Origin of the sequence: Desulfonatronum zhilinae (assembly GCF_900182865.1) — a bacterium.
Lineage (GTDB): Bacteria > Desulfobacterota > Desulfovibrionia > Desulfovibrionales > Desulfonatronaceae > Desulfonatronum > Desulfonatronum lacustre.
Genome location: NZ_FXUJ01000006.1, coordinates 126,051 through 150,322 on the forward strand (window position 1 = coordinate 126,051; position 24,272 = coordinate 150,322).

Annotated in this window: 19 protein-coding genes; 18 read left to right on the forward strand and 1 reads right to left on the reverse strand. The window is 58.5% G+C overall.

The genetic code is table 11. The features are described 5' to 3' along the window. Positions 1-100: 100 nt before the first annotated feature. The 18 genes from AC559A_RS07185 (at position 101) to AC559A_RS07270 (ending at position 21,673) form a co-directional block, all read left to right on the forward strand. Positions 101-418 (forward strand): hypothetical protein, encoded by a 318-nt coding sequence (locus AC559A_RS07185; protein WP_498817115.1) that lies wholly within the window; start codon positions 101-103, stop codon positions 416-418. A gap of 323 nt (positions 419-741) precedes the next feature. Continuing rightward, positions 742-1,557, forward strand: coding sequence for a glycosyltransferase family 2 protein (locus AC559A_RS07190; RefSeq protein WP_498817117.1), 816 nt, complete (start codon positions 742-744; stop codon positions 1,555-1,557). After that, complete coding sequence (locus AC559A_RS07195; protein ID WP_498817119.1) at positions 1,554-2,651, forward strand: glycosyltransferase; 1,098 nt, start codon at positions 1,554-1,556, stop codon at positions 2,649-2,651. Before AC559A_RS07190 ends, AC559A_RS07195 begins: the two co-directional genes overlap by 4 nt. 182 nt (positions 2,652-2,833) lie before the next feature. Then, positions 2,834-4,936 carry a putative glycosyltransferase family protein gene (locus tag AC559A_RS07200; RefSeq protein ID WP_498817121.1) on the forward strand — a complete coding sequence of 701 codons (2,103 nt, stop codon included), beginning with the start codon at positions 2,834-2,836 and terminating at the stop codon, positions 4,934-4,936. Between the two features lie 20 nt (positions 4,937-4,956). Continuing rightward, a complete protein-coding gene (locus AC559A_RS07205) occupies positions 4,957-5,814 on the forward strand; it encodes a glycosyltransferase family 2 protein (RefSeq protein WP_498817122.1) in 858 nt (285 codons plus the stop codon). Between the two features lie 171 nt (positions 5,815-5,985). Continuing rightward, positions 5,986-6,747, forward strand: a complete 762-nt coding sequence (locus AC559A_RS07210) for a glycosyltransferase family 2 protein (protein ID WP_498817124.1) — start codon at positions 5,986-5,988, stop codon at positions 6,745-6,747. Next, positions 6,744-7,115, forward strand: a complete 372-nt coding sequence (locus AC559A_RS07215; protein WP_498817125.1) for a DUF2304 domain-containing protein — start codon at positions 6,744-6,746, stop codon at positions 7,113-7,115. Before AC559A_RS07210 ends, AC559A_RS07215 begins: the two co-directional genes overlap by 4 nt. 329 nt (positions 7,116-7,444) lie before the next feature. Beyond that, positions 7,445-9,154, forward strand: coding sequence for a TolC family protein (locus tag AC559A_RS07220; RefSeq protein WP_498817126.1), 1,710 nt, complete (start codon positions 7,445-7,447; stop codon positions 9,152-9,154). A gap of 6 nt (positions 9,155-9,160) precedes the next feature. Next, positions 9,161-9,649, forward strand: coding sequence for a toxin-antitoxin system HicB family antitoxin (locus AC559A_RS07225; RefSeq protein ID WP_498817128.1), 489 nt, complete (start codon positions 9,161-9,163; stop codon positions 9,647-9,649). Between the two features lie 18 nt (positions 9,650-9,667). Next, positions 9,668-10,096, forward strand: a complete 429-nt coding sequence (locus AC559A_RS07230) for a hypothetical protein (protein ID WP_498817129.1) — start codon at positions 9,668-9,670, stop codon at positions 10,094-10,096. Between the two features lie 15 nt (positions 10,097-10,111). After that, complete coding sequence (locus AC559A_RS07235; protein ID WP_498817131.1) at positions 10,112-11,839, forward strand: type I secretion system permease/ATPase; 1,728 nt, start codon at positions 10,112-10,114, stop codon at positions 11,837-11,839. A 72-nt stretch (positions 11,840-11,911) separates the two neighbouring features. Continuing rightward, entirely contained in the window at positions 11,912-13,528 is a 1,617-nt protein-coding gene (locus AC559A_RS07240; RefSeq protein ID WP_498817133.1) for a type I secretion system permease/ATPase, read from the forward strand. Between the two features lie 74 nt (positions 13,529-13,602). Then, the gene (locus AC559A_RS07245) at positions 13,603-14,967 is read left to right on the forward strand and encodes an HlyD family type I secretion periplasmic adaptor subunit (protein ID WP_498817134.1); all 1,365 of its coding nucleotides are present in this window, start codon (positions 13,603-13,605) and stop codon (positions 14,965-14,967) included. Between the two features lie 37 nt (positions 14,968-15,004). Continuing rightward, positions 15,005-15,823 (forward strand): ABC transporter permease, encoded by an 819-nt coding sequence (locus AC559A_RS07250; protein ID WP_498817136.1) that lies wholly within the window; start codon positions 15,005-15,007, stop codon positions 15,821-15,823. A gap of 179 nt (positions 15,824-16,002) precedes the next feature. Beyond that, complete coding sequence (locus AC559A_RS07255) at positions 16,003-16,647, forward strand: class I SAM-dependent methyltransferase (RefSeq protein WP_498817138.1); 645 nt, start codon at positions 16,003-16,005, stop codon at positions 16,645-16,647. Further along, complete coding sequence (locus tag AC559A_RS07260) at positions 16,644-19,613, forward strand: sulfotransferase (RefSeq protein ID WP_498817139.1); 2,970 nt, start codon at positions 16,644-16,646, stop codon at positions 19,611-19,613. Before AC559A_RS07255 ends, AC559A_RS07260 begins: the two co-directional genes overlap by 4 nt. Then, positions 19,606-20,382 (forward strand): sulfotransferase family protein, encoded by a 777-nt coding sequence (locus AC559A_RS07265; RefSeq protein ID WP_498817141.1) that lies wholly within the window; start codon positions 19,606-19,608, stop codon positions 20,380-20,382. The genes AC559A_RS07260 and AC559A_RS07265 overlap by 8 nt, the downstream gene beginning before the upstream one ends. A gap of 133 nt (positions 20,383-20,515) precedes the next feature. Beyond that, on the forward strand, positions 20,516-21,673 hold the full coding sequence (locus tag AC559A_RS07270) for a sulfotransferase family protein (protein ID WP_498817143.1): 1,158 nt from the start codon (positions 20,516-20,518) through the stop codon (positions 21,671-21,673). A gap of 335 nt (positions 21,674-22,008) precedes the next feature. Here the strand turns inward: AC559A_RS07270 and AC559A_RS07275 are convergent, their stop codons facing one another. Next, positions 22,009-24,264 carry a S8 family serine peptidase gene (locus AC559A_RS07275; RefSeq protein WP_498817145.1) on the reverse strand — a complete coding sequence of 752 codons (2,256 nt, stop codon included), beginning with the start codon at positions 24,262-24,264 and terminating at the stop codon, positions 22,009-22,011. Positions 24,265-24,272: the final 8 nt, after the last annotated feature.

Genomic DNA, 24,272 nt, shown 5'->3' on the forward strand with positions numbered 1-24,272 from the left:
AGCGGCACGAACTGACGGGTGAAACAGACCTCGTCCGACAACTCGTTCTCAAACCGGAAGTGAGCCGGTCTACAAATTCTTGAAGAGCACATCGAGAAATATGTCCGATCAGCGCATCGCCAGCGCCGAAATCGTTCTGCGAGAATGTTTCTGGGGCGATTACAATATTTCAGCCCAGGACCTGCTGCAACGCCTGGACGCCGGCGATCCTGGGTTTGAACGCTTTCTTTTCTCCAAGATCATCGAGAACAGCCTTCATCCCTCCCGCCATTTGCGCACCCTGTTTGCTCCTCGGACCGTAAGCAAACTGCTGCAACGCCACCTGACCCAATCCGGAGACAAACCGCGGGTTCGACTCGTTGCCGCGAACCTCACCGGCAACTATGACCTCGTTCCGGAGTTGCAGTGGAATCGCTAGATTTCCTGGAATTCCGCTTACAATCATTCCCCCTCAACCTCCTGGACCTGCTCCCGGTCCCGAACCCAACCTTCGTCACGAACATGAAACAAAACTACCAAGGCCTCGTCGATTTTCTCGTCACCATACAATAAATCACGAATCATCGCAGTCCACCTGGTACAGAATCTTATGAAATCAAAAACGGCTCGCAATCGCGAGCTGCTCACGATCCAGGACAGGGTGCTTGATATGCACTTCCGGGGCCGAACCTTTTTGGGGACCGACAACGCACTATCTCCGTGCCGGCTCCTTCGGCAACCGCATTAATCGAATTCGGCATCATGAAAAAACACTTCATTGTTTCAGTCCTCATGCCTGTTTTCAATGCACAGCAATTCGTCGGGGAGGCTATTGAGTCCATTCTCAACCAGACCTTTCCGCACTTTGAATTTATTATTGTTGATGACTGCTCAACGGACGGCTCATGGATAATTATTCGCAAGTATGCCGACCTAGATAAGCGAATAATTATCTCCAGAAACAATAAAAACCTCGGCATTGCCAGAACCAGAAACAAATGCTTCTCTCTACGATCTCCACATGCAAAGTATTCTGCGATTATGGATGCCGATGACATTTCTTTTCCGAAAAGGCTTGAGTCGTCAGTCGCATTTCTAGAGAATAACGAAGAATTCGGAGTTGTCGGCGGAAACATCGTCATTATTGACGAAGCTTCCAAAGAAATTGGCAAGCGAGTGTATTCCGGTCATGATGTAAATCGGATAATCTACATAAAAAGTCCCTTTGCTCAGCCTTCAGTCACGTTACGAAACAGTGTTCTGGAGGTTGCTGGAACCTATAATCACCATTTCGAGGTGGCAGAAGACTTGGACTTATGGTTCAGGGTTTTAGAACACTCTAAAGGTCATAACCTGAACGTTAGCTTGATAAAATACAGAATTAATTCAAATCAATCAAAGAGCACAAAACTAAAGAAGACCATATTTAGCACTATCATGATTAAGCAATACTACCTCAGAAAGCACAAAAAAAAAATAATCGCGGCATATTTCAGAATTTTTCTTGAGCTATTCCTCCTTTTAATTCCTAATTCTTACATCATGAAACTATTTTACAAATTAGAATTACAAAAATGAGCGTACCAAACAGATATTATTGGTTCTTTGGTCCAAAAGATTACAAAAATTCTGGAATATTCAAATATTGCGAAACATTTATTGCTGAGCTTTGCGCAAAAATGGACATCTCAAAAAAATATATTCCACTTGGCGCAAACAATCCTTTACGGTATATTTACCAAATCTTTATTTTCCCTCTGATCATTTCAATTTTTTACAGAAATAAACATAAAATCTTTTCTGATGAGAGCTTTCTCCTCTCAACGTTATTTCCATTTTTTCCATACAAGAAATGTCTCTATATCATTCATGATTACAGAGATTTTACCTTAACGAAAAAGCATCAAAATATTTTTGACAAAATCTACTTTTTCTTTTTGCTCAAGGCGTATCAAAACCTGAAGCATATCCACACGGTGATTTGTGTCTCGAGCTACACAAAAAAAATAGTACAAAAAGAATTCAATCTTCCTGACAATAAATGTATTTTAATTGAAAACAGCTTTGAAATGTCTAGCTTTATTTATCATGAAGATCGCTACAAACTGAAAGCACAACTTTCAAAAAAATATGATTTTACTGCAAAAAAAATCTTGTTAAATGTAGGTTCTGAAGAAGAAAGGAAAAATATTCCAACAATTATCCTCTCTATGAAACATCTTCAGGATTACGTCTTTATCAAGATTGGAAATCCAGTTATATCCTCAAACAGAAAAATGAATCTCTCGTTGGTGCTACAAAATAAACTTGAAAACGTTCTCTTTGTCGATGTCGTAAGTGAAATTGAACTGTCATATTTTTATCAAATAGCCGATATCTATGTTTCCTTGTCAGAATTTGAAGGCTTCGGCAGGACCCCCGTTGAAGCACAGATGCATGGACTTCCGGTCATTGCCTCTCAAATTGAACCTTTTCTGTCCAACTTGGGCGACAGTGCCTTGTTCATCAAGAACTTTCGTGATCCGCAAGGACTGGCAAACGCCGTCAGAGACCTTGAAAAAAACAATGATATACGGCAGGAATTGATCAAAAGAGGAAAGGCCAACGCAAAACGATTCGACGTAAAAAGAAATACTCAAAAATTTCAGGACGTGCTCCACGGTTTGACATGACAGATCCAAATCATCTTCCATCATCGTTGCAAAACATGACAAACTTCATTCGCTCTTTGGGATTAGGCAGTTCAAGCAGGCTCCCTTTTTTCTGCTTCCTCCTTTTTGTCCTCCTCGGCGCATTACTTTTTCTGCGTCCTCACCAGGAGACCTTTATCGGGCTGGACAATTCGGCCATCCGCATGATGACTCAGGCCATGGCCCAAGGGCGAGACCAGGTCGGCATTGATCAGACCCTGGCCCAAGTTCCGCACGAGCTGCGCAGACACTTTCTCTACCTGCCGGACCAGGGACAGAGGCTGACTCGAGACCGTTCTTTTCAAATCGACGACCTGGATGGCTGCACGTACCGCCCCTGGTTCTATCCCTCCCTGTCTTATGCCGCCCTGGCCTTCGACAGCATCATGCCCGGCCAAGCCGTGGATTACTTTTTGCCCTCCCTGGCCATGCTCTTTTTCATTTTGGCCGGTTGGTTCATGCTGGCCAAAACAGGATTACCCGGCCTGCTTGCCGGACTTGGCTTGCTCCTTTCCCTGCCGCTACTGTCCTGGTTTGGTCGAGGGTACTATCCTGAACTATGCGGCTTGCTGCTCATTTTCATTACAGCCTTGCATTGGCTGGCCGCAAATGGGGCATACCGGCACTTTATCCCCGCTTCTTTCGCACTGGGCCTGGCTATCTGCTTCCATCCGCTCATCGCCCTCTGGTCCGGCGCGCTTTTTTTGTTCATGGCCGTCGACGACGTCAGAAAAACACGCACCGTTGCCCTGGCCCTGCTGGTGTTTTCTCTGGGAATGTTTCCCTTCGTGCTCGTTACTCGCTGGGTCACACAGCCCTACGGCAACATTTTCTCCTACCATTGGCTGACTGTCGTTTTCCAGAGCAGCACCATCTACTTTCTTTTCATTATTGCCGCCTTCTTCGCCTGCTGCTGCATGGCAATCCTCCTGCTGGACCGCGGGCGAGCCATACTGCAAACTCTTTTTTTCTCGTCCGGCCTCGGAGCCCATCTCTTGCGCTTGGGCGCAGCCGTATTCCCCACCATCCTGTTACTGCTTTTCCAAAAGACACAAAGTGAAACCCAAGTCGGCCTGACCGATCTTTGGTCCTTGCTGAACAGCCCTTACGGACTGGTCGCGGCAGCTACGATCCTGGCCTCCCTGCATCCGGCGGTGCGTTCCCGCCCTCGCGCTTTGCTGGTCATGACCCTTGCCCTGGCTTCAATCTTTCTCTACCTCAAAGGCACCGAACCCTTCGGCCTCTGGAGCCAGCGCCGACTCTTGCCCATCACGATACCGTTCCTGGTCGCGTCCCTGGGCATCTGGCGCGACGTCCTCTCCGTCTGGGCGGCCATGCCGTGGAAACAAAATTTGGCCTCGGCGGGCTTGCTAATCCCAGCCGCATTGATGATGTTTCAGCATCCCCATTTTTTCCTGCTCCGCTCCGATCATGGCGCGGACGGCATCATCCGGGAGGTGCTGCATGTCACTGGGGACTCCTTGATAATCTTTGACTACCACCAGTACGGATCACCTTTTGCGGCGCTGGACCAGGGCAGCCTCCTGACCCTTTCCAACCGCATTTCCTTAGAGGACCGTGCTGAAGTGGTGCGTTGGGCTGCATCCCAGGCCCGCGAGCACCCGGTGATTTGGGCCACGGCCTACGACAATCCCGGCCTTGAGGATGGGATGCGCCTGGAAGAAGTGCACCAAACCAGGCACGTCCTGCCGCGGCTTCACGCCAAACGGGTCTTGCCCGCAGAGGTCCGCGATCACACCCTTGAAATGACCTTTCTGCAAATTCATCCCCTGGGGCCGCACCAGCCTCCCGCCACTCTGGACAAGGTCTTGGATAGGGGATCGCTGGCCTTGCGCGGCCCTTGGGGCCGGGCCGACATCGCCCTGACAGCCCCGGATGGTTCCCGGTTGCGCGCATACTGGACCAGGCAAGGATCAACCGTCATCGGCCCAGTGCCCGAACCCGGTCAAAGCGTGATCGTGGAATTGACCGCGGGTGCGTCTCGCCGGGGGGATCTGGATTACCAGGTCATGATCGTTTCCCCTCCCTGGAATGGCCCGCCCCTGGAGCTGCGGGTGGCAAACCACCATACCGTAGCCCGCGGAATACTGCATCGCCCCGAATACGTTGACGCGCCCTCTCACACTGGAGAATACGTCCTCACTTCTCAACATCCCTACGACCCGGCCCAGGAAGGCATCGGTGGTTTTGATCCTGATCTGGGGGTCTTGTTGCATCGGATTCGAATGGAAGTCGTTCAACCATAAGCCTTTAAACATTTCCCCCAATGCCTCCTCTCATCTCGGTGATTATTCTCAACTGGAACGGCTGGCGCGATACAGTGTCCTGCATTCATTCCTTACAACAAAGCACATACCTGAACTTTGGCATCCTTGTCGTGGACAACGGTTCCACTGACGGCTCGACGGCCAAGTTACGCAAAAAATTCGCTGAGTTGGACATTCTTGAAACCGGCAAAAATCTCGGTTTTGCCGGGGGAAATAATGTCGGCATGCGGCATGTCCTGAACACCACTTCAGCGGAGTATATCTGGCTCTTGAACAATGACACCGAGGTCATGCCCGAGACCATGGCCGAGCTGGCGAAAACCGCCGCAGAAACGCCTCGCGTTGGTGCCTTGGGCGCCGTCTTGATGGAGGCGGATCGGCCCGGTATCGTCCAGGAATGGGGCGGCAGACGCATGTGCTTATGGACTGGAATAGCCTGGCCGGCATCGCCAAAGCGCCCCCCGAACTACATCTGCGGAGCCAGTCTTTTTCTGCGGAGGGAGTGTTTGGAACAATGCGGCTTGCTTGACCCTGAATACTTCTTTTTTTTCGAGGACACGGACCTCGGGTATCGCATCAGAAGCCGAGACTGGGATATCTTGACGGCCCGGCATGCCGTTGTCCTGCACAAAGGATCCGCTTCCGTCGGCTCCCAAAGCCAGAACCAATTCTACTGGTACCGCCGCGGACTGATCCGCTTTCTGCGCACCTACGCCCCTTTCCCCTGGCTCCCGATCCTCGGCACCACCGCCGCCCGCCTTCTACTGGCCGTCCTGGCCTGGAACGGCCCGGTGCTTCGGGGGACCTGGAACGGCTTTTGGGACGGTCTCGCGCAGCCGAGGCCAACGAAGCCCTGACCCGCCGACTGGACCGCTTCATGATCTGAACCCTGGGCTTGATCGCTTCCTCCACGGCCTTGATCATCACCGTTTTGAAGTAATCACCTCCACGACCACCCATAGAGATTGACAATCACCTCGCCTGGAATGGTTGCCGAGTCCCGCCTTTTTGGCTAAGGGCCTAGGATCATGTCCGCGCATCACGTTCAAGACGCCCCCTTCCGACAAACTCCGCCGTTGCCCAAAGCCGCTTCCCCTGTACTGGTCGTCATTCCGGCCTGGAACGAGCAAGCCAGCATCGGTGATGTTGTCCGTCAAGTCATTGCTCTTGAAGAATTCCACGTCTTGGTCGTGGACGACGCCAGCACGGACGACACGGCTGATCTCGCCCTGCGGGCCGGCGCCCAGGTGGTGACGCTGCCGGTCAATCTGGGAGCTTGGGGCGCCATGCAGACCGGGATGCGCTACGCCCGACAAAACGGCTATCAAACAGTGATCACCATGGACGCCGACGGGCAGCACTTGGCCGAAACCCTGCCGTCGCTGCTCACGCCCCTTCGCAACTACCACGCCGACGTGGTCATCGGCTCCTGCACCCCTCGGGGCAGCCGGGCCCGGAAAATAGCCTGGACCATCTTCCGCCGGCTGTCCGGCCTGAACGTCAGGGATCTTACCTCCGGCCTCCGGGCCTACTCCGGCCCGGCCGTCACGCTGCTGGCCTCCAGTCGGGCCTCTCTCCTGGACTATCAGGACGTCGGCGTCCTGCTCCTGCTGCGCAAGGCCGGACTGCGCATTCAGGAAGTCCAGGTGGCCATGTGCCCGCGCCAACATGGTTCATCCAAGGTTTTCAGCTCCTGGTTGAAGGTCGGCGAATACATGCTGCTCACGCTGATTCTTTGCCTCTCCCACTGCATATCCCGCCCGGCGGCTTCCTCCCAAGGCTCCAAGTGACCACGACCGCGATTCCGCTGCAATGGACCACCGCCCTGCTCGGCCTGGGCATCGCCTGCGCCATTCTTCTGCTGATCCGCAAGGACAGCCTGCACGTCCGGCATTCCATCTGGTGGATGACCGTAGCCCTTGGCTCGGTCCTGCTCGGCTTCTTCCCCCGGCTGGTGGATTTCCTGGGCAGACATCTTGGGGTCCACTACCCGCCCATTCTCTTCCTGACTCTGGCCCTTTGCATGGTCCTGATCAAAATCCTGACCATGGACATCGAACGCTCCCGCCAGGAACGCGACCTGCGTCGCCTGGCGCAGCGGATGGCCATTCTGGAAACAGCTTCTTCGGAGCGGACACAAGCCGATAAAGCACCATAAATCAGTCCTTTATCTTTTCCTCCCCAGCCCCCTCGCCTCTTCGACTTCCAGACTGAAAAATTGCTTGACACGACAACTCCGGTACCATATACGGAACCACTTGCAGCGAGGCGGCCTGTTTGTGGTGGCCGATCACGCTCTTCCCGACCTTTCGATTTCTCGATGCAACTCATCGAGTACCCTCGCGTTCCATTGGCACGGGCACCGTACAGCGTTTCGTATGTTTTTCGGAATGCAGACCACAAGCTGACCAGTCTCTAGAGGATCCTCTGATGTCACGTAATTACTCATCCTCCCCCCGAACACTTTCAAAGCATGTTCTCACCGGCATGCTTGTTGTTGCCCTTGCGTTTCCTCCCATACAGACCATGGCCCAGGAAGCCGGGTCTGCCAACAATGCCGCACCGAGCGCCTTGATCCTGGAAATGGAGGAATGCGTCCAAATCGGCCTGGTCCGCAATCCCCGCATCAAGGCCGCTGAATACGCCGTTCAACGAGCCGGGTCGGATGTCCATGCCGCTTTCGCCGATTTTCTGCCTCGGATTGACACCGGTTTTCAGGCTCGCAGGATGCGCCAAATGCGCTCCGGCCTGCCGTCCGCGGAAACAAAGGAACAAGAAAACGGGGATCCAGCCGAGAATGGTGAAGACGACCAATACGACGGCCCGGCTGAAGGCGAAGGCGCCCGGATGCTGGCTCGGGCCTTGGCTAAAAATAACGACGACACCCCGCTCCCTGCGGACCCGGTCAATCCCACCCCCGTCTTCAACCCATTTGAAGAACTTCAACAGCAACTCGACCAGATCAACCAGGGCTTGAATCAGCAGAATCAATCCTTGGTCGGCCTCAATGAAAACCTGGGCAACCTCGATGAAAGCCTTGAGGAACTCAATGTCAAACTGGACGATCTCCAGGAAGCCTTGAACAAGCGCCCCCTGGACGCGGATTCCACCAGCTTCGACGAGACCGTCTGGTATGCGCGCATCAGCCAACCCGTGTTCACCGGCTTCACCATCACCAACACCTACCTCCGTTCCCGATTGACGCGGGAAATGACGGAAGCCGAGTTGGAATACGTTCGATTGGAGGTGGCCCGGGATATCCGCCTGGCCTTCCTGAACGTGCTCTGGGCCCAGGAGGACATGCGCAGCCTGGAGGCCCGAATCACCCGCCTGGAAGCCCAGCTTGACGCGGCCGAGGCCTTCACGCGTCTCGGTATGAAGCCCTACCTGGACGTGCTGCAGGCCGAAGTGGATCTCAGCGAGGCCCGCCAGGATCACACCCAGGTGCTCAACGCCCAGCGGGTGCACACGGCCCGCCTGCTGACCCTGATGGGTATGCCCTCGGAAACCCCCCTGGAGGTCGCCGGACGTCTGGAGTCCTTTCAGCCCGACTTCGCCCTGACCCTGCGTGAATGTCTGGCCGAGTCCCGCAACAATCGCCCGGATCTGTTCATCGCCCACAAGGCCGTGGAAGTGGCTGAAAAAGATGTCCATCTGGCATGGGGCCGGTTTTCGCCCACGGCATCCGTGGATTTCGCCTACAATGTTCAGGACCGGAAATACCGGGACAGCGAAGTCGCCGAACGGTACGACTACAGCGACCGCCAGTACTGGACCCTGGGCCTGAACGTCTCCATGAACTTGTTCGAGGGTGGCCGTTCGCGGGCCATGGTCATGCGCGCACGCCATGAACTATTCCGGATTCGGGAGGATATGCTGCATCATGAGATGCAGGCTGCCTACGAAGTGGAGTCCGCGTACCTGGTCCTGCATGAAGCTCAACAGCGCATCGACTCCACGGTCAAGGTCCGGGCCGCGGCCCAGGAAGCCTACGACATGGCAGTGGTCCGCTACCGCACCGAAATCGGCACCCAGACCGAACTCCTGGACGCCCAGGAACGCCTGGCCCGTTCGGAAACCAATACCAATCAGGCCCGCGCCCAATACAACCGCGCCCGCGCCCAACTCTACTTCGCCATGGGCTGGCTCGAATCCCACCCAACCCCACAAACTCAACAAGTTCAACAAACCCAATAAACCCAAATGCCTTCCACCTACTCCATAACCTTGCTCTGGGACGAACAGCGGTACGGATATATTGCGTACTGCCCTGAATTCCCGGAGTTGGAGGCCTTTTCTTCCTCCCCCGCAACCGCCGCCGCCGGAATTGAAGCCCAGATTCTGGCACGGCTCAATGAGATGCAAGGCCGCGGAGCCCCTCCTCCTGCTCCGCGGCACTGCGTCCCGTTCAGCGGGCAGTTCAGGCTTCGGCTGCCCAAGAGTCTGCACGCCGCCTTGTCTCGGGAGGCGGAGGAAGAGGGTCTCTCCTTGAACGGCTACATCCAATACCTCCTGGCCGCCCGACACGCCGCATCCATCGGAATCCAACCCGGCACGGCAAACCGGATCGACACCATCCAGGAAACCGTCCGCCTGATCCAGGATCGGGTCGACAGCCTGACCTTCACCCAGGAAGAACACCCGAACTTCCTCTGGAACAACGAATCCGCCGCCACCATTTCACTGCAATAACCCAATAAACCCCAAAAAATGATTCGACTCGTCTGGTCCATCCTTTGCCGCGAAATCCTGACAGACCGGGAAACCAATTCCGTGAGCTACATCCACAGTATAGAGGAAGGGGCCGCCACGGTTCTGCCCACCCGCATCGCGCCCGTGAGCCTGGGAACGCTCTGGGAAATGGACGGCACTCAGCCGGAGCCCTTCGCCGCCCGGATCACGCTCGGCACCCCCTCGGGCCAGGAGATCGGCATGCTCCAGACCGGCCGGTTGACCTTCACCAACCCCAGGCACCGCCTCCATTTTCGCCTTCAAGGCCTGCCCATGACCGAGTTCGGCCGCCACGAAATCCGTCTGGATTTCACCAAAGACAACCAATGGCAACGCGCCGCGACCATGCCCTTCGTCCTGCGCCGCCTCATCCTGCCCCCAACCCAACAAACCCCAAAAACCTCATAAACCCAAAAGACCCAAATGTCCTACCCCGCAACCATATCCACCACCAATATCCGCGCCCATAGCGCCGTAAGCCGACCTGCCGGGGTTGACCCGGTCACGGCTAAACTGCGTGCCCTGACCCGACACGTGGTTGGACGCACCCTGCTCTTCAGCCTCGTAATCGGGCTTCTGCGCTTGTCCGTGCCCATCAACATGCTGGCCATGTACAGTATCGTCATCCCCAGCCAGGATGCGCACAACGCCTACGTTATCACCGGAGCGGTCCTGGGGGCGCTTCTGGTTCTGGGCCTGCTGGAACTCATCCGCTCCCGGCTGATGGTCCGTTATGGTACAGCAATCAATCGGGATCTTTCGGATACCGTTCTGGCCGGGATGCTCCGTGATGCCGCTGAAATGAACTCCCACGGTTTTTCCGAAGCCATGAACAACCTGCGCAAGGTCCGCAACTTCGTCAGCTCACCAGCCGTGTTCGCCTTTTTCGACTGCCTACTTGCTCCACCACTGCTGATCATCGTTTTCCTGATCCACCCCCTGATGGGGATCACGGCGCTGGTGGCCATCGGCTGCGTCATCATCCTGGCCTGGAGAATGGAAAAAGGGTCCAAGGCCCCCTTGAAACAGGCCAATGCCCTGGCCGGCAAGAACAACTCCTTTCTTCAGGAGTGCCTGCGCGGCCGGGCCGCGATCCAGGCCATGGGCATGACCGCGGCGGTGGCCCGGATCTGGCGTGGAGACCAGGACAAGGTACTGGCCCTGCAATCCGGGGCCAGCGACCAGGCAGGGCGCCTCTCGGCCCTGTCCAAGCTGGTGACCATGGGCAACTCCGTCCTGCTGTTCGGCATCGGCGCCCACCTGGTGATCAACTCCCCCATGGGAGCAGGCAACATTTTGCTCGCCGTGATCATTGCCGGCCAGGCCATCACCCCCCTGCACCAGGTCATGTCCAACTGGACAAGCCTCCAGGAAGCACGCCAAGCCTACGAGAATCTCAAGGATCTCCTGGCCGCATCCGCGCAACAGGCTGACCGCATGGACCTTCCCGCCCCCCAGGGCGCCCTGGCATTGGAACAGGTTGTTTTCAGCCTTCCCGGGCAAGGCATCCTGCGCGGAGTCTCCCTCTCCCTGGAGCCCGGTGAATTCCTGGGCGTCATCGGCCCCATGGCCGCGGGGAAAACCACCCTGGCCCGGCTGCTCACCGGCGTGATCAAGCCCAGCGCCGGGACCATCCGCCTGGATGGCGCGGACATGTACAACTGGGATCAGACCAGACTGGGCAGATTTCTGGGGTACCTGCCCCAGGAGGTGGAGCTTTTCCCCGGATCCGTCCGCGACAACATCGCCCGCTTGTCCCTGCCCTCGGAGAAAGACCTTACCGAGGCCTGCTCTCTGGCTGGTCTGGACCAGGCAATGACCCTGCTCCCCGAGGGGCTGGACACCCATATTGATGAAGGGGGAGCCAATCTGCCCGGCGGGCTGCGCCAGCGCATCGGACTGGCCCGGGCACTGTACGGCGTTCCGCGCGTCGTGATCCTGGACGAACCTGACGCAAATCTGGACGAGGAAGGGCGCAGCGCGCTGTTAACCGCCCTGGACAAACTCAAGCAACACCGCGTTACCGTGGTTATGGTCACCCACCGTCTTTCCCTGGTCGCCCGTGCGGACAAACTTCTCGTGCTGCGCCAGGGTGTTCCTGTCCAATACGGCCCCACGTCCGACGTCCTGGCCAAACTTCAAAACAAATAGTCCGGTAAGCCTTGGACCAAAACCCTGTCACAACCGTTGAACCGTGAACCACTGAACCGAGAAACCAATAAAATGTTCCGCTTCATCCCCAAATCCCTCATCCCCATCTACGGCACGGCCTTTTTCTTCAGCCTGTTCATAAACGTTCTCAGCCTGGCCGTGCCGTTGCATATGCTTCTGATTTTCGACCGGGTGCTCACCGGGCGCAGCGAGGCCACCCTGATCTTCGTCACAGTGGCCGCCCTGGGCGCCCTTGCGGTCATGGGTCTGCTCGAAGGGTTGCGCTCACGACTCCTTGTTCGCCTGGGCAACCGCGTGGACCAGCGCATGGGCGATCCGGTGCTGAAGACCATGTTCACGCCCAGGGGACTACCCGGGACCCCGACCTACGAGCGAGGCGCCGCGGACCTCAACGCGGTGAAGACGTTTCTCGGCGGCACGGGCATTTTCGCCTTTTTCGACCTGCCCTGGCTGCCGATTTACCTGGCCGTGACCTTTCTGCTTCACCCGGTGATCGGCATGGTTTCCACGGCCGGCGCCATGCTGCTGTTCATTCTGCTCTTCGTCAACGAAACCCTGACCCGCAAGGCGGCCCGAGAAGCCGCGGAGTCCTCCTCCACGGCCGCGGTTATGCTCCGCGCCGCCCAGCGCAACGTGCATGCCGTATATGCCATGGGCATGCTTCCGGCCCTGGTAACCCGCTGGCAGCAGGCCAACGACCGGGACGTGACCCTGGAAACACGGGTCCACGACCGCACCGGCCTGAGCGCCGCCATGACCAAGTCGCTGCGCATGGGCCTGCAGGCCATCATTCTCAGCGTAGGCGCCGTGCTGGTCATCGCCAATGAGATCACCGCCGGGGTGATGATCGTCGGGTCGATCATGATGGGCAAGGCCTTGCAGCCCCTGGACCTGATCCTGGCCGGCTGGAAGCAGTTTCAGGAAGCCCGTCTGGCCTCGATTCGCCTGAACCGGGCCCTGACCGAAAACGGGTCGACCTCCGGCCCCCTTGCCTTGCCGGCACCGACAACCGCGAGAGCTTCCGGCCTGGTCGTCAGCGACCTGAGTCTTCAGCTTTCCGGACGCACCGTCCTGTCCAATATCAATCTGTCCCTGGCCCCCGGTGGCGTGATGGCCCTGATCGGGCCCAGCGGGGCGGGGAAGACCAGCTTGGCCGCGACCATTGTCGGCCTGCATCCGCCCTCCGGCGGGTGGCTGAGTTTGGACGGCCACGACCTGACCCGGCTGGATGAGGGCCTTCGCTCCGGATTGATCGGCTACCTGCCCCAGGACGTGGAACTGCTCACGGCCACGGTGGGCCAGAACATCGGACGCATGGCCGACGAGGACGCCGAAGGCATCGTGGCCGCTGCCCGCGCCGCTGGAGCGCACGACATGATCCTGCGCCTGCCGCAGGGCTACGACACGCCCGTGGCCCCACGGGCCGCCAACCTCTCTGCCGGGCAGCGCCAGCGCATCGCCCTGGCCCGGGCCCTCTACGGCACCCCCAGGCTGCTGGTCCTGGACGAGCCCGACGCCAACCTGGACGACGAGGGCCGCCAGGCCCTGGCCCAGGCCATTACAGTCGCCAGTGCCGACGGCAACATGGTCCTGCTCATCTCCCACCGCCCCTGGATCCTCAAAATGGCCGACGTGGTCATTGAGCTTGAGCAGGGAAGGAAAGTATAGTTTATTGGGTTTGTTGAGTTACCCCTTAAACCCCATAAACCCCACAAACCTCACAAACCAAAAAACAACCCGACATGAAAAACCAACTCCCACTCCCCGCATCCCTCTCATCCTCAAGGCCCGATAACGATCTGACCGCTCCGCCGGACAACACGCGGCCGATCATCATTGCCGGGCTGGTCATCATTCTGCTCTTTTTCGGCGGCCTGGGCGCCTGGGCGGCCATGGCCACCATCAGCGCGGCGGTCATCGCCCAGGGCGAGGTCAAGGTGGATTCCAACCGCCGCACCGTTCAGCATCTGGAAGGCGGCATCGTCCGGGAAATCCTGGTCCGCGACGGCGACCGGGTCAGCCGGGGGCAGGTGCTGATCCGCCTGGAGGCCGAGCAGGTCAGTGCGGCCTACGATCTCCAGCAGGGCCAACGGGACCACCTCCTGGCCGTCAAGGCCCGTCTGGAAGCCGAGCGGGACCGCGCCGAGCGCATTTCCTGGCCTCCGGTGCTGCTGGACCGCCAGAACCAGACCAACGTATCCGCCATCATGGAAGGTGAGAGCAAGATCTTTCAGGCTCGCCGTTCCGCTCTTCAGGGTCAGACGGGGCTGCTCCGCACCCAGATCGAGCAGCTTGAAATCCTGATCCGGAGCCTGGAGGAACAGGCAGAGGCCGTGGACCGGATCATCGCCTCCCTGACCGACGAGATCGAATCCAAAACCATTCTCATGGAAGGCCGCTATCTGGAAAAATCGCACATCATGGAACTGACCCGTTCCCTGGACTCCCACCGCGCCCGCCAGGAGCAGCTCATCGGCGAACGGGCCCAGACCCGGGAGCGCATCGCCGAATTGCGGTTGCGCATTCAGGATCTGATCACGCAATACCTGCAGGAGGCCGTGACCAGGCTTGGCGAAGTCCAGAACGCCCTGTTCGAACTGGAGGACCGGCGGCGGCCAACAGTGGACCAGGCCCGGCGCCTGGAGATCATGTCCCCGGACGACGGCATCGTGGTCGGCCTGAAAGTGCACACCCCCGGCGGGGTCATCGCCCCCCGGGAGCCGCTGATGGACATCGTGCCCGGGGACATGCCCCTGATCGTGGAGGCCCAGGTGGACGTGCACCGGATCAGCGACGTGCACCTTGGACAGCAGGCCGAGCTGGTGCTCACAGCGTTCAAGCAGCGCACCACGCCACGGGCCCAGGGCACGGTGACCTACATCTCGGCTGACCGCCTGACTTCCCGAACCCCCTACGGCGAGTTCCCCCACTACGAGGCCCGGATCGCCATTGACCGCGACTCCCTGGTCGCGGCCATCACCGACCCGGACCTGCTCACCCCGGGCATGCCCGTGGAAGTCTACATCAAAACCCACCCCCGCACGGTCCTCCAATACCTCATGGAACCGGTCACCGCAGGCCTGCGCAAGGCGCTGCGCGAGCAGTAGCCCACTACCCAAAATAGCGTTAAACCCAACAAACCCAATGCCCCACTCCTCGTCCCCCGCGGCCATGCTTCGCGGCCTTTGGCGCAACCGGCAGCTGATCGCCAGAATGACCAAACGCGAAATCATCGGCCGCTATAAAGGTTCGGCCCTCGGCCTGTTCTGGTCCATCCTGCATCCCGTGTTCATGCTGGTGGTGTATACCTTTGTCTTTTCCGTCGTGTTCAAGGCGCGTTGGAATACCGGGGACGAGGAGACCAAGACCCAGTTTGCGATCATCCTTTTTGCCGGACTGATCGTTCACGGGCTGTTCACGGAGATGCTCAACCGCGCTCCCTGGCTGGTCCTGGCCAACCCGAACTACGTTAAAAAGGTCATCTTTCCGCTGGAAATCCTGCCGATCACGGCTCTGGGGTCGGTTCTGTTCCATTCCATTGTCAGCCTGACCATCCTCCTGGCGGCCTTTCTGCTCTTCAACGGCTTCCTGCACTGGACGGTCCTGCTCGTTCCCCTCGTGCTGCTGCCCCTGATCATTCTGTCCCTCGCCTTTTCCTGGATCCTGGCCTCACTGGGGGTTTTTCTTCGCGACGTGGCCCAGACCACCAGCATCGCCACCATGGTCCTGCTGTTCGCATCCCCGATTTTCTTTCCGGTCAGCGCCATCCCGGAAAATTTACGCATCTGGATCATGCTCAACCCGCTGACCTTCATCATCGAACAACTGCGCATGGTCTTGGTCTGGGGCACGCCTCCGAACTGGCCCGGCCTGGCCCTGTACACCCTGATCGCCCTGGTCGCAGCCTGGGTCGGCTTCGCCTGGTTCCAGAAAACCCGCCCGGGCTTCGCGGACGTGCTGTGACAACGGCTGAAGGCACAATGTTTGTTTTCCGCTGCCAAGAACTTGGTATTTTTTGAATGGAGAATGGACAAGTGGAATATATGAACAGTCTACTCACAAAAATTTTTCGGGCCTGTCGCAAACTGTCCGTAAAAATCGAGTCGCGATTTGACCAGGAGTATTTGAGCCCGGATCTTCCCATGTCAAAACTTGTCGCGCATCAAAAATGGCAAAAATTCTTGTATGCCATTGGAAACAAACCAGGCGTCAGGGTCCTTGAAATCGGCAGCCGGGAAGTAACCGTCGCATCACGAGCCCGTAAGGAATTCGCCAATGCGGAGTATGTTGGGTTTGACTATTATCCTGGCGTTAATGTTGATATTGTCGGCGATGCTCATAGGCTTTCATCGTATTTCAAGGACGGCGAACAGTTCGATATTATCTATTCCAGTGCATGTTTCGAGCACTTTGCAATGCCTTGGGTCGTTGCCCTTGAGATTGCAAAAATGCTCAAAGTTGGTGGTCTTGTTTTTGTAGAAACTCATTTTTCGTTCTCTTCGCATGAGAGGCCATGGCACTTTTTTCAATTCAGCGACATGGCCTTACGGGTTCTCTTTTCCGATGCTCTTGGATTTGAATGTATGGAGGCAGGCATGTCGAACCCGATTGTCGGCAGATTTTCGTCACTGGCTGATGACTATCTGAAGAATAAGCCCGTTGCGGGCCTCTACTGCCATAGCGAGTATCTTGGAAGAAAAATTAAGCATGTGAATCATTTTGATTGGGCTCAAGTAGATTTATCAAACGTCGTGGGCGAAACAAAATATCCCGAACCAAACCAATGACCAGACAACCTGAATACGTGCCCTTGCCCACCGACACCGCCATCCGCGTCCGCGGCCTTTCCAAACACTATCAGATCTACAAGTATCCCGGGCATCGTCTTCGGCAGTTCATTTTTCCGCGGCTGGACAGGCTTGTGGGGCGCCCCCCACGCTGCTATTTTGAGGAATTCAGGGCCCTGCACGACGTTTCCTTCGACGTCCGCCGCGGGGAAACCGTGGGCGTCATCGGCCGCAACGGCTCGGGCAAGTCCACCCTGCTCCAGTTGGTCTGCGGCACCCTGACGCCCACCTCCGGCGAGGTGGAGTTGTCCGGCCGGGTAGCGGCCCTGCTGGAACTGGGTTCCGGCTTCAACCCGGAATTCACGGGCCGGGAAAACGTCTTCATGAACGGGGCCGTGCTCGGTCTTTCCACCCGGGAGATCGAGGACCGCTTCGAGGCCATCGCCGCGTTCGCGGACATCGGGGACTTCATCGAGCAGCCCGTGAAGACCTATTCCAGCGGCATGGTCGTGCGGCTGGCCTTTGCCGTTTCCGTGAACGTGGACCCGGAAATCCTGGTGGTGGACGAGGCTTTGTCCGTGGGGGACTCGGCCTTTCAGTTCAAGTGCATGAAACGCATGGAGACGCTGCGGGACAGGGGCGTCACGGTGCTGCTGGTTTCCCACGACATGGCCACGGTGCAGAACATCTGCACCCGAGCCGTGTACCTGGAGAAAGGCCGGGTCAAGGCCGAGGGCAATCCCGAGGCCGTGGCGGCCCAGTATTTTTTCGATAACCGGGAGTTGCACCGGCAGGCACTGGGAATCTCTCGGCCCATCAAGCAGCAGCAACCCATCGGTCCCCCGCCGCGGGCCGCGGCCTTCGGCACGGGGGAGGGCCAGATATCCGCCGCGCTCTTCGCGGACAGCCAGACCTCCCAGACCCAGGTCCGATTGGGAGAGCCCCTGGAAATTTTGATCGACCTGCACTGTCCTCCGAACGAGGAAAAACTGGCCCTGGCCGTGGTGGTTCAGACTCATCGCCTGGTAGAGATCACAGGTCGACGCTTTGCCCTGGAGCCGTCGGAACATGCACGTCGGCGCATGCGCATCATCCTCGAGAACCCTTTTTGCCGCGGCGACTTCTTCATCACCCTGCGCCTGGTGCGTCGTGTCGGGGAAAACGACTATAGCCCGTTGCAAAGCCAGATCGCGGCCCTGCATTTCCGTGTCGTCGACCAGCAGGAACAGGACTTCATGGGCCTGTGCCGGACCGATATCCGTTTGGAAGAGCGCGAGGCAGGTCCGTTCCGGGTAATTGCCCTATTGGGGGTGCGCAACGAAGCCGTGTATATGGAGCGCTGCCTGCGCCATCTGTACGAGCAAGGCGTGCAAACCGTGATCATTGACAACGACTCCACCGACGAAACCACGAATATCGCCAGGCAATGGCTGGGCCGCGGGGTGATCGGGATTGAACGGTTCCCCTACCCCGGCTTTTATGACTGGCGCGGCATCCTGGAGTTCAAGGCCGAGTTGGCCGCAAGTCTGGACGCGGACTGGTTCATTCACCATGATGCGGATGAGGTCCGGCAAAGCCGGAGGCCTGACGAAACCCTGGTCCAGGCCCTGAAAAGACTGGACAAAGCAGGATACACCGCGGTGGACTTCGATGAATTCGTTTTCCTGCCACTGGACAAGACCGGACAGCCCCTAGAGACCCCACCCAAAGAGACGGACTACGTGACCGGATTTCCCCTGGCTTATTATTTCGCACCGGGCCCGCGGCATCGAATTAACGCATGGAAAAAAATTGACGAGAGAGTTGACTTGGCCTCGCACGGAGGTCACCGGGTCGCCTTTCCCGGTCTGCGTCTGGCTCCGGAAAAACTGATCCTGCGGCACTACCCCTGTCTCGGCGTCCGCCACCTGGTAGAAAAGTACGGCAAGCAGCGAATCTATTCCACGGAAGAAGTCCGAGAACTGGGATGGCACGGTAGACGAGCCGTTTTTGACCCGGAAGGCGTCTGGTGGCCCAGCCCAAACGAACTGCAAAGGCCGGAGGTGGACGGTTGGAAGACGGATCGAGTCCGAATTGAGCATCCTTTTCTTGGCGGAAGGTCCGAAGTCCTCCAGCCTATGCCCTTTATTGTTGGCGTGGGGCGATCCGGAACCACCCTGTTGCGTCTGATGCTGGACGCTCACCCGGATGTCGCAATCCCTCCGGAAACCCACTTTCTGGCCGCGATGCTTCAGGACCCGCCCGCGAGCGCCGAGAAGTTCATGACCATGCTCACCGATGCACCCACCTGGGGCGACTTCCAACTGGACGCAGAAAAACTGCGCCTGGACGTGACCGGCCTGGAGCCCTTCGACTTGGCCCGGGCCGCACGCCTGTTCTACAAGCACTACGCGGCCCGCTTCAACAAACCCCGCTGTGGAGACAAGTCTCCACCATACGTCAAGTACATCTCAGCCCTGGCCGATGTGTTTCCTGAAGCCCGGTTCATCCACATGATTCGAGACGGCCGGGACGTGGCTTTGTCATATAAGGACAAATGGTTCGGCCCTGGTCGAAACCTGGCGGATGCGGCGGTCTTCTGGCGCGAGCACATCCTTCAGGCCAGGCTTCAAGCCCGGGAACTAACCGAAGGACGCTATCTCGAACTGCGTTTTGAGGATCTGATCGGTTCGCCCGAGATATTTCTGAAGCAAATCTGCGATTTCCTGGACCTCACTTATAGCCCGGCCATGCTCGACTACCACCACCATGCAGCTCGACGTTTGGACGAGATGGGCGACCGCCCCGATGAACGCGGAAACGTGCAGGTTCCCAGGGAACAACGCCTGTCCATCCATAAGCATGTGCGGCGACCACCGGACCCGACGCAGGCCGGCAAATGGAAGCAGGCAATGAGTACCGAGGAAATCTCAAGTTTTCAAGATATTGCCGGAGACCTTCTGACGGAACTCGGCTACGATGACTAAACAGAAACCGATCATTATTGGCGGCTTTTATCGCAGTGGAACCACGTTGCTGCGGCGTCTACTGGATGCGCACAGCGCGATCCACTGCCCTCCGGAGGTCAAGTTCTTTCGGGATCTGCGCATGGAATTCCAGGACGATCCCTATACTCATTTGCGTTTTTTCACCACAGTGCGCAGTCTGCCTGCGGACCTGAACGACCTGCTGGAGACCATAGGAAAGGGTTACGTCGACCTGCGCAAGCGAATCGCAAGTCGATTGGGCAAGTGCTGCTGGGCTGACAAGGATCCAGAAAACGCTCTGTATCTTGCGCATTGGCGCGTCTTGCTTCCCGAAGGGTTCCGCTACATACACATGGCCCGCCACCCCTTGGACATGTTGGCATCGGCCCGGGAAGCTGCGTTCGTCAAGACCCTGCCACACGACTTCGACAAGATTCTTGACCGCTGGTCGACAAATTGCCGGGCTGCGCGGGAGCACATGGACAAGCGGCCACGAGATTGCCGCATCGTGCGCTACGAGGAGTTGGTCGAAAGGCCGGAGACGGTTCTTGACCGTCTTTTCGAATGGCTGAACCTGCCCTTTGAGACGTCAGTACTGTGTTCGTTCGCCTCTCCACAACGCGGAGGCGGCATCGAGGATCAAAAAATCCTTCTCAGGCCAACCATTCACGCCGACAGCGTCGGAAGGAGTCGGCGCGACCTCTCCGAGGAAGAGCGGCGCCGTCTTCTGGACCGATGCGGCGATGATCTTACATGGCTGGGTTATTGACGCCAAGCCCGGAGTGCTCGAGCATTGCCCATGGGACTGGGCAAGGAGGGGAACGAACCTTTTCCCTCTGTGCCATCTATCGTATTCTCTGTGGTGAATAAGCTGAAACTGACCTCTGAAGGAGTCCATGCATATGCATCCGCATGAACAAAACGTGTCCTCACCAGCCGCTCGCGCCGGCAAACGGCTCATCGTGGTCCTGGGCATGCACCGCAGCGGGACCAGCGTCGTCACCCGCGGTCTGCGGGCCCTGGGCGTGGAGCTGGGGGAAGACCTGATGCCCGGGGTGGCCGGGGACAATGACAAGGGCTATTTTGAGGACCTGGACGTCAATGCCCTGAATATCGACCTGCTGGATCATTTCGGACGCTCGTGGGACGCGCTGCGCTTCTCGGACCTGGGCCGCATCGCCGACTCCGCGCCCGCGGCCTTCAGGGACAGGGCCGCGGAAATATTGCGCAAAAAATTCGAGCAATTCGACGTGTTCGGCCTGAAGGATCCGCGCATCTCCATCCTCCTGCCCTTTTGGCAGAGCGTCTTCGCGGCCCTGGACCTGGACGTCGGGTACGTGGTCGCCGTGCGCCATCCCTTGAGCGTGTCCCGCTCCCTGGCCCGGGACGACACCAGCCGGGGCTACGTGGCCCCGGTCAAGAGCCATGTCCTCTGGCTGGCGCATATGGCCATGGCCCTGCTGCATACCCGGGAGCACCGCCGCGTGGTCGTGGATTACGACCTGCTTCTGGAGGACCCGGAGCGGGACCTGCGACGGATGGCCGAAGCCCTGGGGCTCACGCCCAGCCCGGACCCGGAATTCGCCCAGGGGTTCCTGGAACCCCGGTTGCGGCACTCTCGTTTTGACGAGCCGGACCTGCAAGCCTTCCCGGACCTGTTCCGGGACGTGGCGGAAATGTATCACGCGCTCCGACGCATGGCCGCTGACGCCGACAATGAGGGCGACACCGAGGACGTTGTGGGGCGGGCCGTTGAACTCCTTCACCGCCAGGACCCGCTGCTGGCCTACGTGGACGAACGCGACGCCCTGATTACCGGGATGCGGTTCGAGGCCGAGGGACGCACAGCCCGCATCGCCTCCCTGGAGAGCCACGTCACCGACCTGGAGAACCACATCACAAATCTGCAGAGCCATGTCACAAATCTGGAACAGTACGCTGCCGGACTGAACGCCCACATCACGGCCCTGCACGCCAGCCTCTCCTGGCGGATCACCAGCCCCTTGCGCTGGCTGGCCCGCAAAGCGAGCCGGACAGCGGAAAAAACACCCCCCAGCTAACCCCCTCTCAACTCAACCCCTCAACGGCGAAGCCCTCTGTGCCCTCTGTGGTAAAATTCTCGTAACTACTCAGCACAGAGTAATTCTGTTGCCGGGGTCGGAATCGGAATCGGGATCGGGATCGAAAACGTTGGGATGCGTTCTTAATCCTTCCTGTTTCGATTCCGAATCCGATAGCGAAGCGCCGACCCCGACACCGATTGCCGGAGCAAGATCGGACACAAAATGTACTGAGTAGTTACAAATTCTCAAAACATCCCACCACAGAGAACACAGAGAACCACAGAGAACTCACCCCCCACAAACCCCACAAACCCAACAAACCCACCCCCCCCTCACGCCAGAAAACCCGTATACCCCTCGTTCATCCCGAACCGCAGATAGTGCTCCAGAGGGTTCATGCCGGCCTCGGCCGCTTCCGGGTACCGCTCCAGGTAGGCGGAGGTGGAAAAGTACATTGAGGGATCATAACCCATTATCCAGCCCTGGGTGTAATAGTGCTCCACCGCCGTGGTCAGCCCCAGTTCCACGGCCTGCCGGACGTCGGCGTAGCTTTCCAGGTAGCCGGCCGGGTCGAAGAGCGGGTTGGGCATCCGGGACTCGGCCAGGCCGTTGGTCAGGAAATGGACCAAGGGGTCCACCCCGGCCATGGCCACATCCGGATTCATCGCCAGATAGAAGGCCGGGTCCAGCCCAAAATCAAGGATCCCGGCCGTGGGGCTCAGCATGGTCACCGCGTTGTCCCCTGTCACGATCAAGGCCGTATCGAACAAGCTGTCCGTAAAGATCGGTCCCTGGACGACTGCCTCCAGGCTGTTGCCGGTGATGATCAAATCCCCCGCGGCGAAACCGGAATAGGCCGCCACGTCCAGGCCCGGGCCGCCCAGGATGACATTGTTGCCCGCCCCGCTGAAGACGATGTCGTTGCCCCGCCCGGCCATGACGGTATTGTCCAGGGCATTGACCTTGATGCGGTCGTCGCCGTCCCCGGTCGCGACCATCTGGATGGATTCGGGAGAGACAATGGTGCCGGTCGTCGGACCAAAGGCAAACCCGCCATCCAGCCGCAGATTGATGACCGAGTCCCCGGTGAAGGCCGCGGCGTTGATCACCGCATAGCCCCGGGCGTCCATGACCGGCGTTCCGGAAACATCCAGGACCGCGTCCGTGATCACATGGGCCTTGGGCGCGTTGCCGCCCAGGGCGGAGAAGCCGATTTCGTCGATGCGCCCGGCCGAACCGGTATTGGTCATTTCCAGGGTCCATCTGCCGACCGCGTCCTCGCCCAGGAATTGGGCGCTGGTAAAAGCGAACTGCAGCCCGTCGGTCTGGACCAGGGCGTCCTTGATCAGCGTGGAGCGCGTTCCGGACGGGGAGATCAGGTCGATGCGCAGATTGTCCAGGGAAACGCCGTCAATGGCCACCGGGAGCACGACATGCTCCAGGGTGAAGCTGTCCGCCACCGTAAAGGTGTAGCTCAGGCTTCGCCCCAGCTCGCGGCCGGCCAGCCCGGTCAGCGAGCCCTCCACTTCCAGCTGGTTCCGCGCGGTGCTCTGCTTGTGCCAGGTTTCGGCCAGACGCACCGCGGCCAGGGCGTCCACCACGCCGAAACCAAAGGCGTCGGAAAAAGTCAGTCCGCCCAGGTTCCAGTTCTCGGCCCCGTTGGTCCGGGCCTGCATGAACGCGGTCTGACGGGCGCTGTAGGCCAGAATTTCCTGGACGTCCCGAAAGCCCAGGTTCGGGTTGGCCTCCAGCATCAGGGCCACCACGCCGGAGGTCACCGGCGCCGCGGCCGAAGTTCCGCCGAAGTCCGTGTAGGCGTCCTCGGGAATGTAGCCGTCCGGGGGCAGGCGGTCCGTGGTCACCGTGCCCTCACCCGGGGCCGCCACCAGGACATTGGCCCCGGGCAGGGAATTGCCTTCGCCCGAGTAGATGGCCCCATCCTCGGCCAGATTGGCCACGGCAATGGTGTAGGGGTGGTTCTGGAAATTCAAGAGGTTGGAATTGAACTTCATTGGCAGGCCGCTCTCCTCGTCAAGCTCCTCGTTGCCCGCGGAAAAGACGATGATCGTGCCCAGACCTCCGCGCCCCTCCCGGGCCGCGGCTTCCAGATTGGCGTAGGCTTCCCGGAAATTTTCATCGAACCAGGAATCCCCCAGCGGGCCGTAGCCCCAGCTGTTGTTCATCACGTCATGGTCCCTGGCCAGGGCAAAAGCCCGGGTCTCCTGAGCCGGCAGATGCCCCTCGGACTCGTCCTCATTGAAGTTCATCCTGGCCAGGACCAGGCCGGCCCCCGGGGCCACCCCCACCACGCCCAGGCCGTTGATGGGCGCGGCGATCAGCCCGGCCACGGATGTTCCATGATTCTCATTCTCCGCTTGGGCCCGGCCGTCGGGGCGCATGGTTTCCAGGTCGATATGGCTGATGATGTTCGCGACCAGATCCGGGTGGTCCACCTGAAAGCCGTCGTCCGCCACCAGCACGCTCACCCCCCGGCCGAGGTACTCCGGCCAGAGGAAAAAGGCTTTGGTGTTCCAGGGAAAATTTGGAAACAACTGCCACTGCTGAGGAAACAGGGGATCGGTGATCATTTTGACCT

Coding starts and splice junctions, on each gene's coding strand:
- AC559A_RS07185 (WP_498817115.1), top strand. CDS start 101: ATGTCCGATCAGCGCATCGCCAGCGCCGAAATCGTTCTGCGAGAATGT.
- AC559A_RS07190 (WP_498817117.1), top strand. CDS start 742: ATGAAAAAACACTTCATTGTTTCAGTCCTCATGCCTGTTTTCAATGCA.
- AC559A_RS07195 (WP_498817119.1), top strand. CDS start 1,554: ATGAGCGTACCAAACAGATATTATTGGTTCTTTGGTCCAAAAGATTAC.
- AC559A_RS07200 (WP_498817121.1), top strand. CDS start 2,834: ATGATGACTCAGGCCATGGCCCAAGGGCGAGACCAGGTCGGCATTGAT.
- AC559A_RS07205 (WP_498817122.1), top strand. CDS start 4,957: ATGCCTCCTCTCATCTCGGTGATTATTCTCAACTGGAACGGCTGGCGC.
- AC559A_RS07210 (WP_498817124.1), top strand. CDS start 5,986: ATGTCCGCGCATCACGTTCAAGACGCCCCCTTCCGACAAACTCCGCCG.
- AC559A_RS07220 (WP_498817126.1), top strand. CDS start 7,445: ATGCTTGTTGTTGCCCTTGCGTTTCCTCCCATACAGACCATGGCCCAG.
- AC559A_RS07225 (WP_498817128.1), top strand. CDS start 9,161: ATGCCTTCCACCTACTCCATAACCTTGCTCTGGGACGAACAGCGGTAC.
- AC559A_RS07230 (WP_498817129.1), top strand. CDS start 9,668: ATGATTCGACTCGTCTGGTCCATCCTTTGCCGCGAAATCCTGACAGAC.
- AC559A_RS07235 (WP_498817131.1), top strand. CDS start 10,112: ATGTCCTACCCCGCAACCATATCCACCACCAATATCCGCGCCCATAGC.
- AC559A_RS07240 (WP_498817133.1), top strand. CDS start 11,912: ATGTTCCGCTTCATCCCCAAATCCCTCATCCCCATCTACGGCACGGCC.
- AC559A_RS07245 (WP_498817134.1), top strand. CDS start 13,603: ATGAAAAACCAACTCCCACTCCCCGCATCCCTCTCATCCTCAAGGCCC.
- AC559A_RS07250 (WP_498817136.1), top strand. CDS start 15,005: ATGCCCCACTCCTCGTCCCCCGCGGCCATGCTTCGCGGCCTTTGGCGC.
- AC559A_RS07255 (WP_498817138.1), top strand. CDS start 16,003: ATGTCAAAACTTGTCGCGCATCAAAAATGGCAAAAATTCTTGTATGCC.
- AC559A_RS07260 (WP_498817139.1), top strand. CDS start 16,644: ATGACCAGACAACCTGAATACGTGCCCTTGCCCACCGACACCGCCATC.
- AC559A_RS07265 (WP_498817141.1), top strand. CDS start 19,606: ATGACTAAACAGAAACCGATCATTATTGGCGGCTTTTATCGCAGTGGA.
- AC559A_RS07270 (WP_498817143.1), top strand. CDS start 20,516: ATGCATCCGCATGAACAAAACGTGTCCTCACCAGCCGCTCGCGCCGGC.
- AC559A_RS07275 (WP_498817145.1), bottom strand. CDS start 24,264: ATGATCACCGATCCCCTGTTTCCTCAGCAGTGGCAGTTGTTTCCAAAT.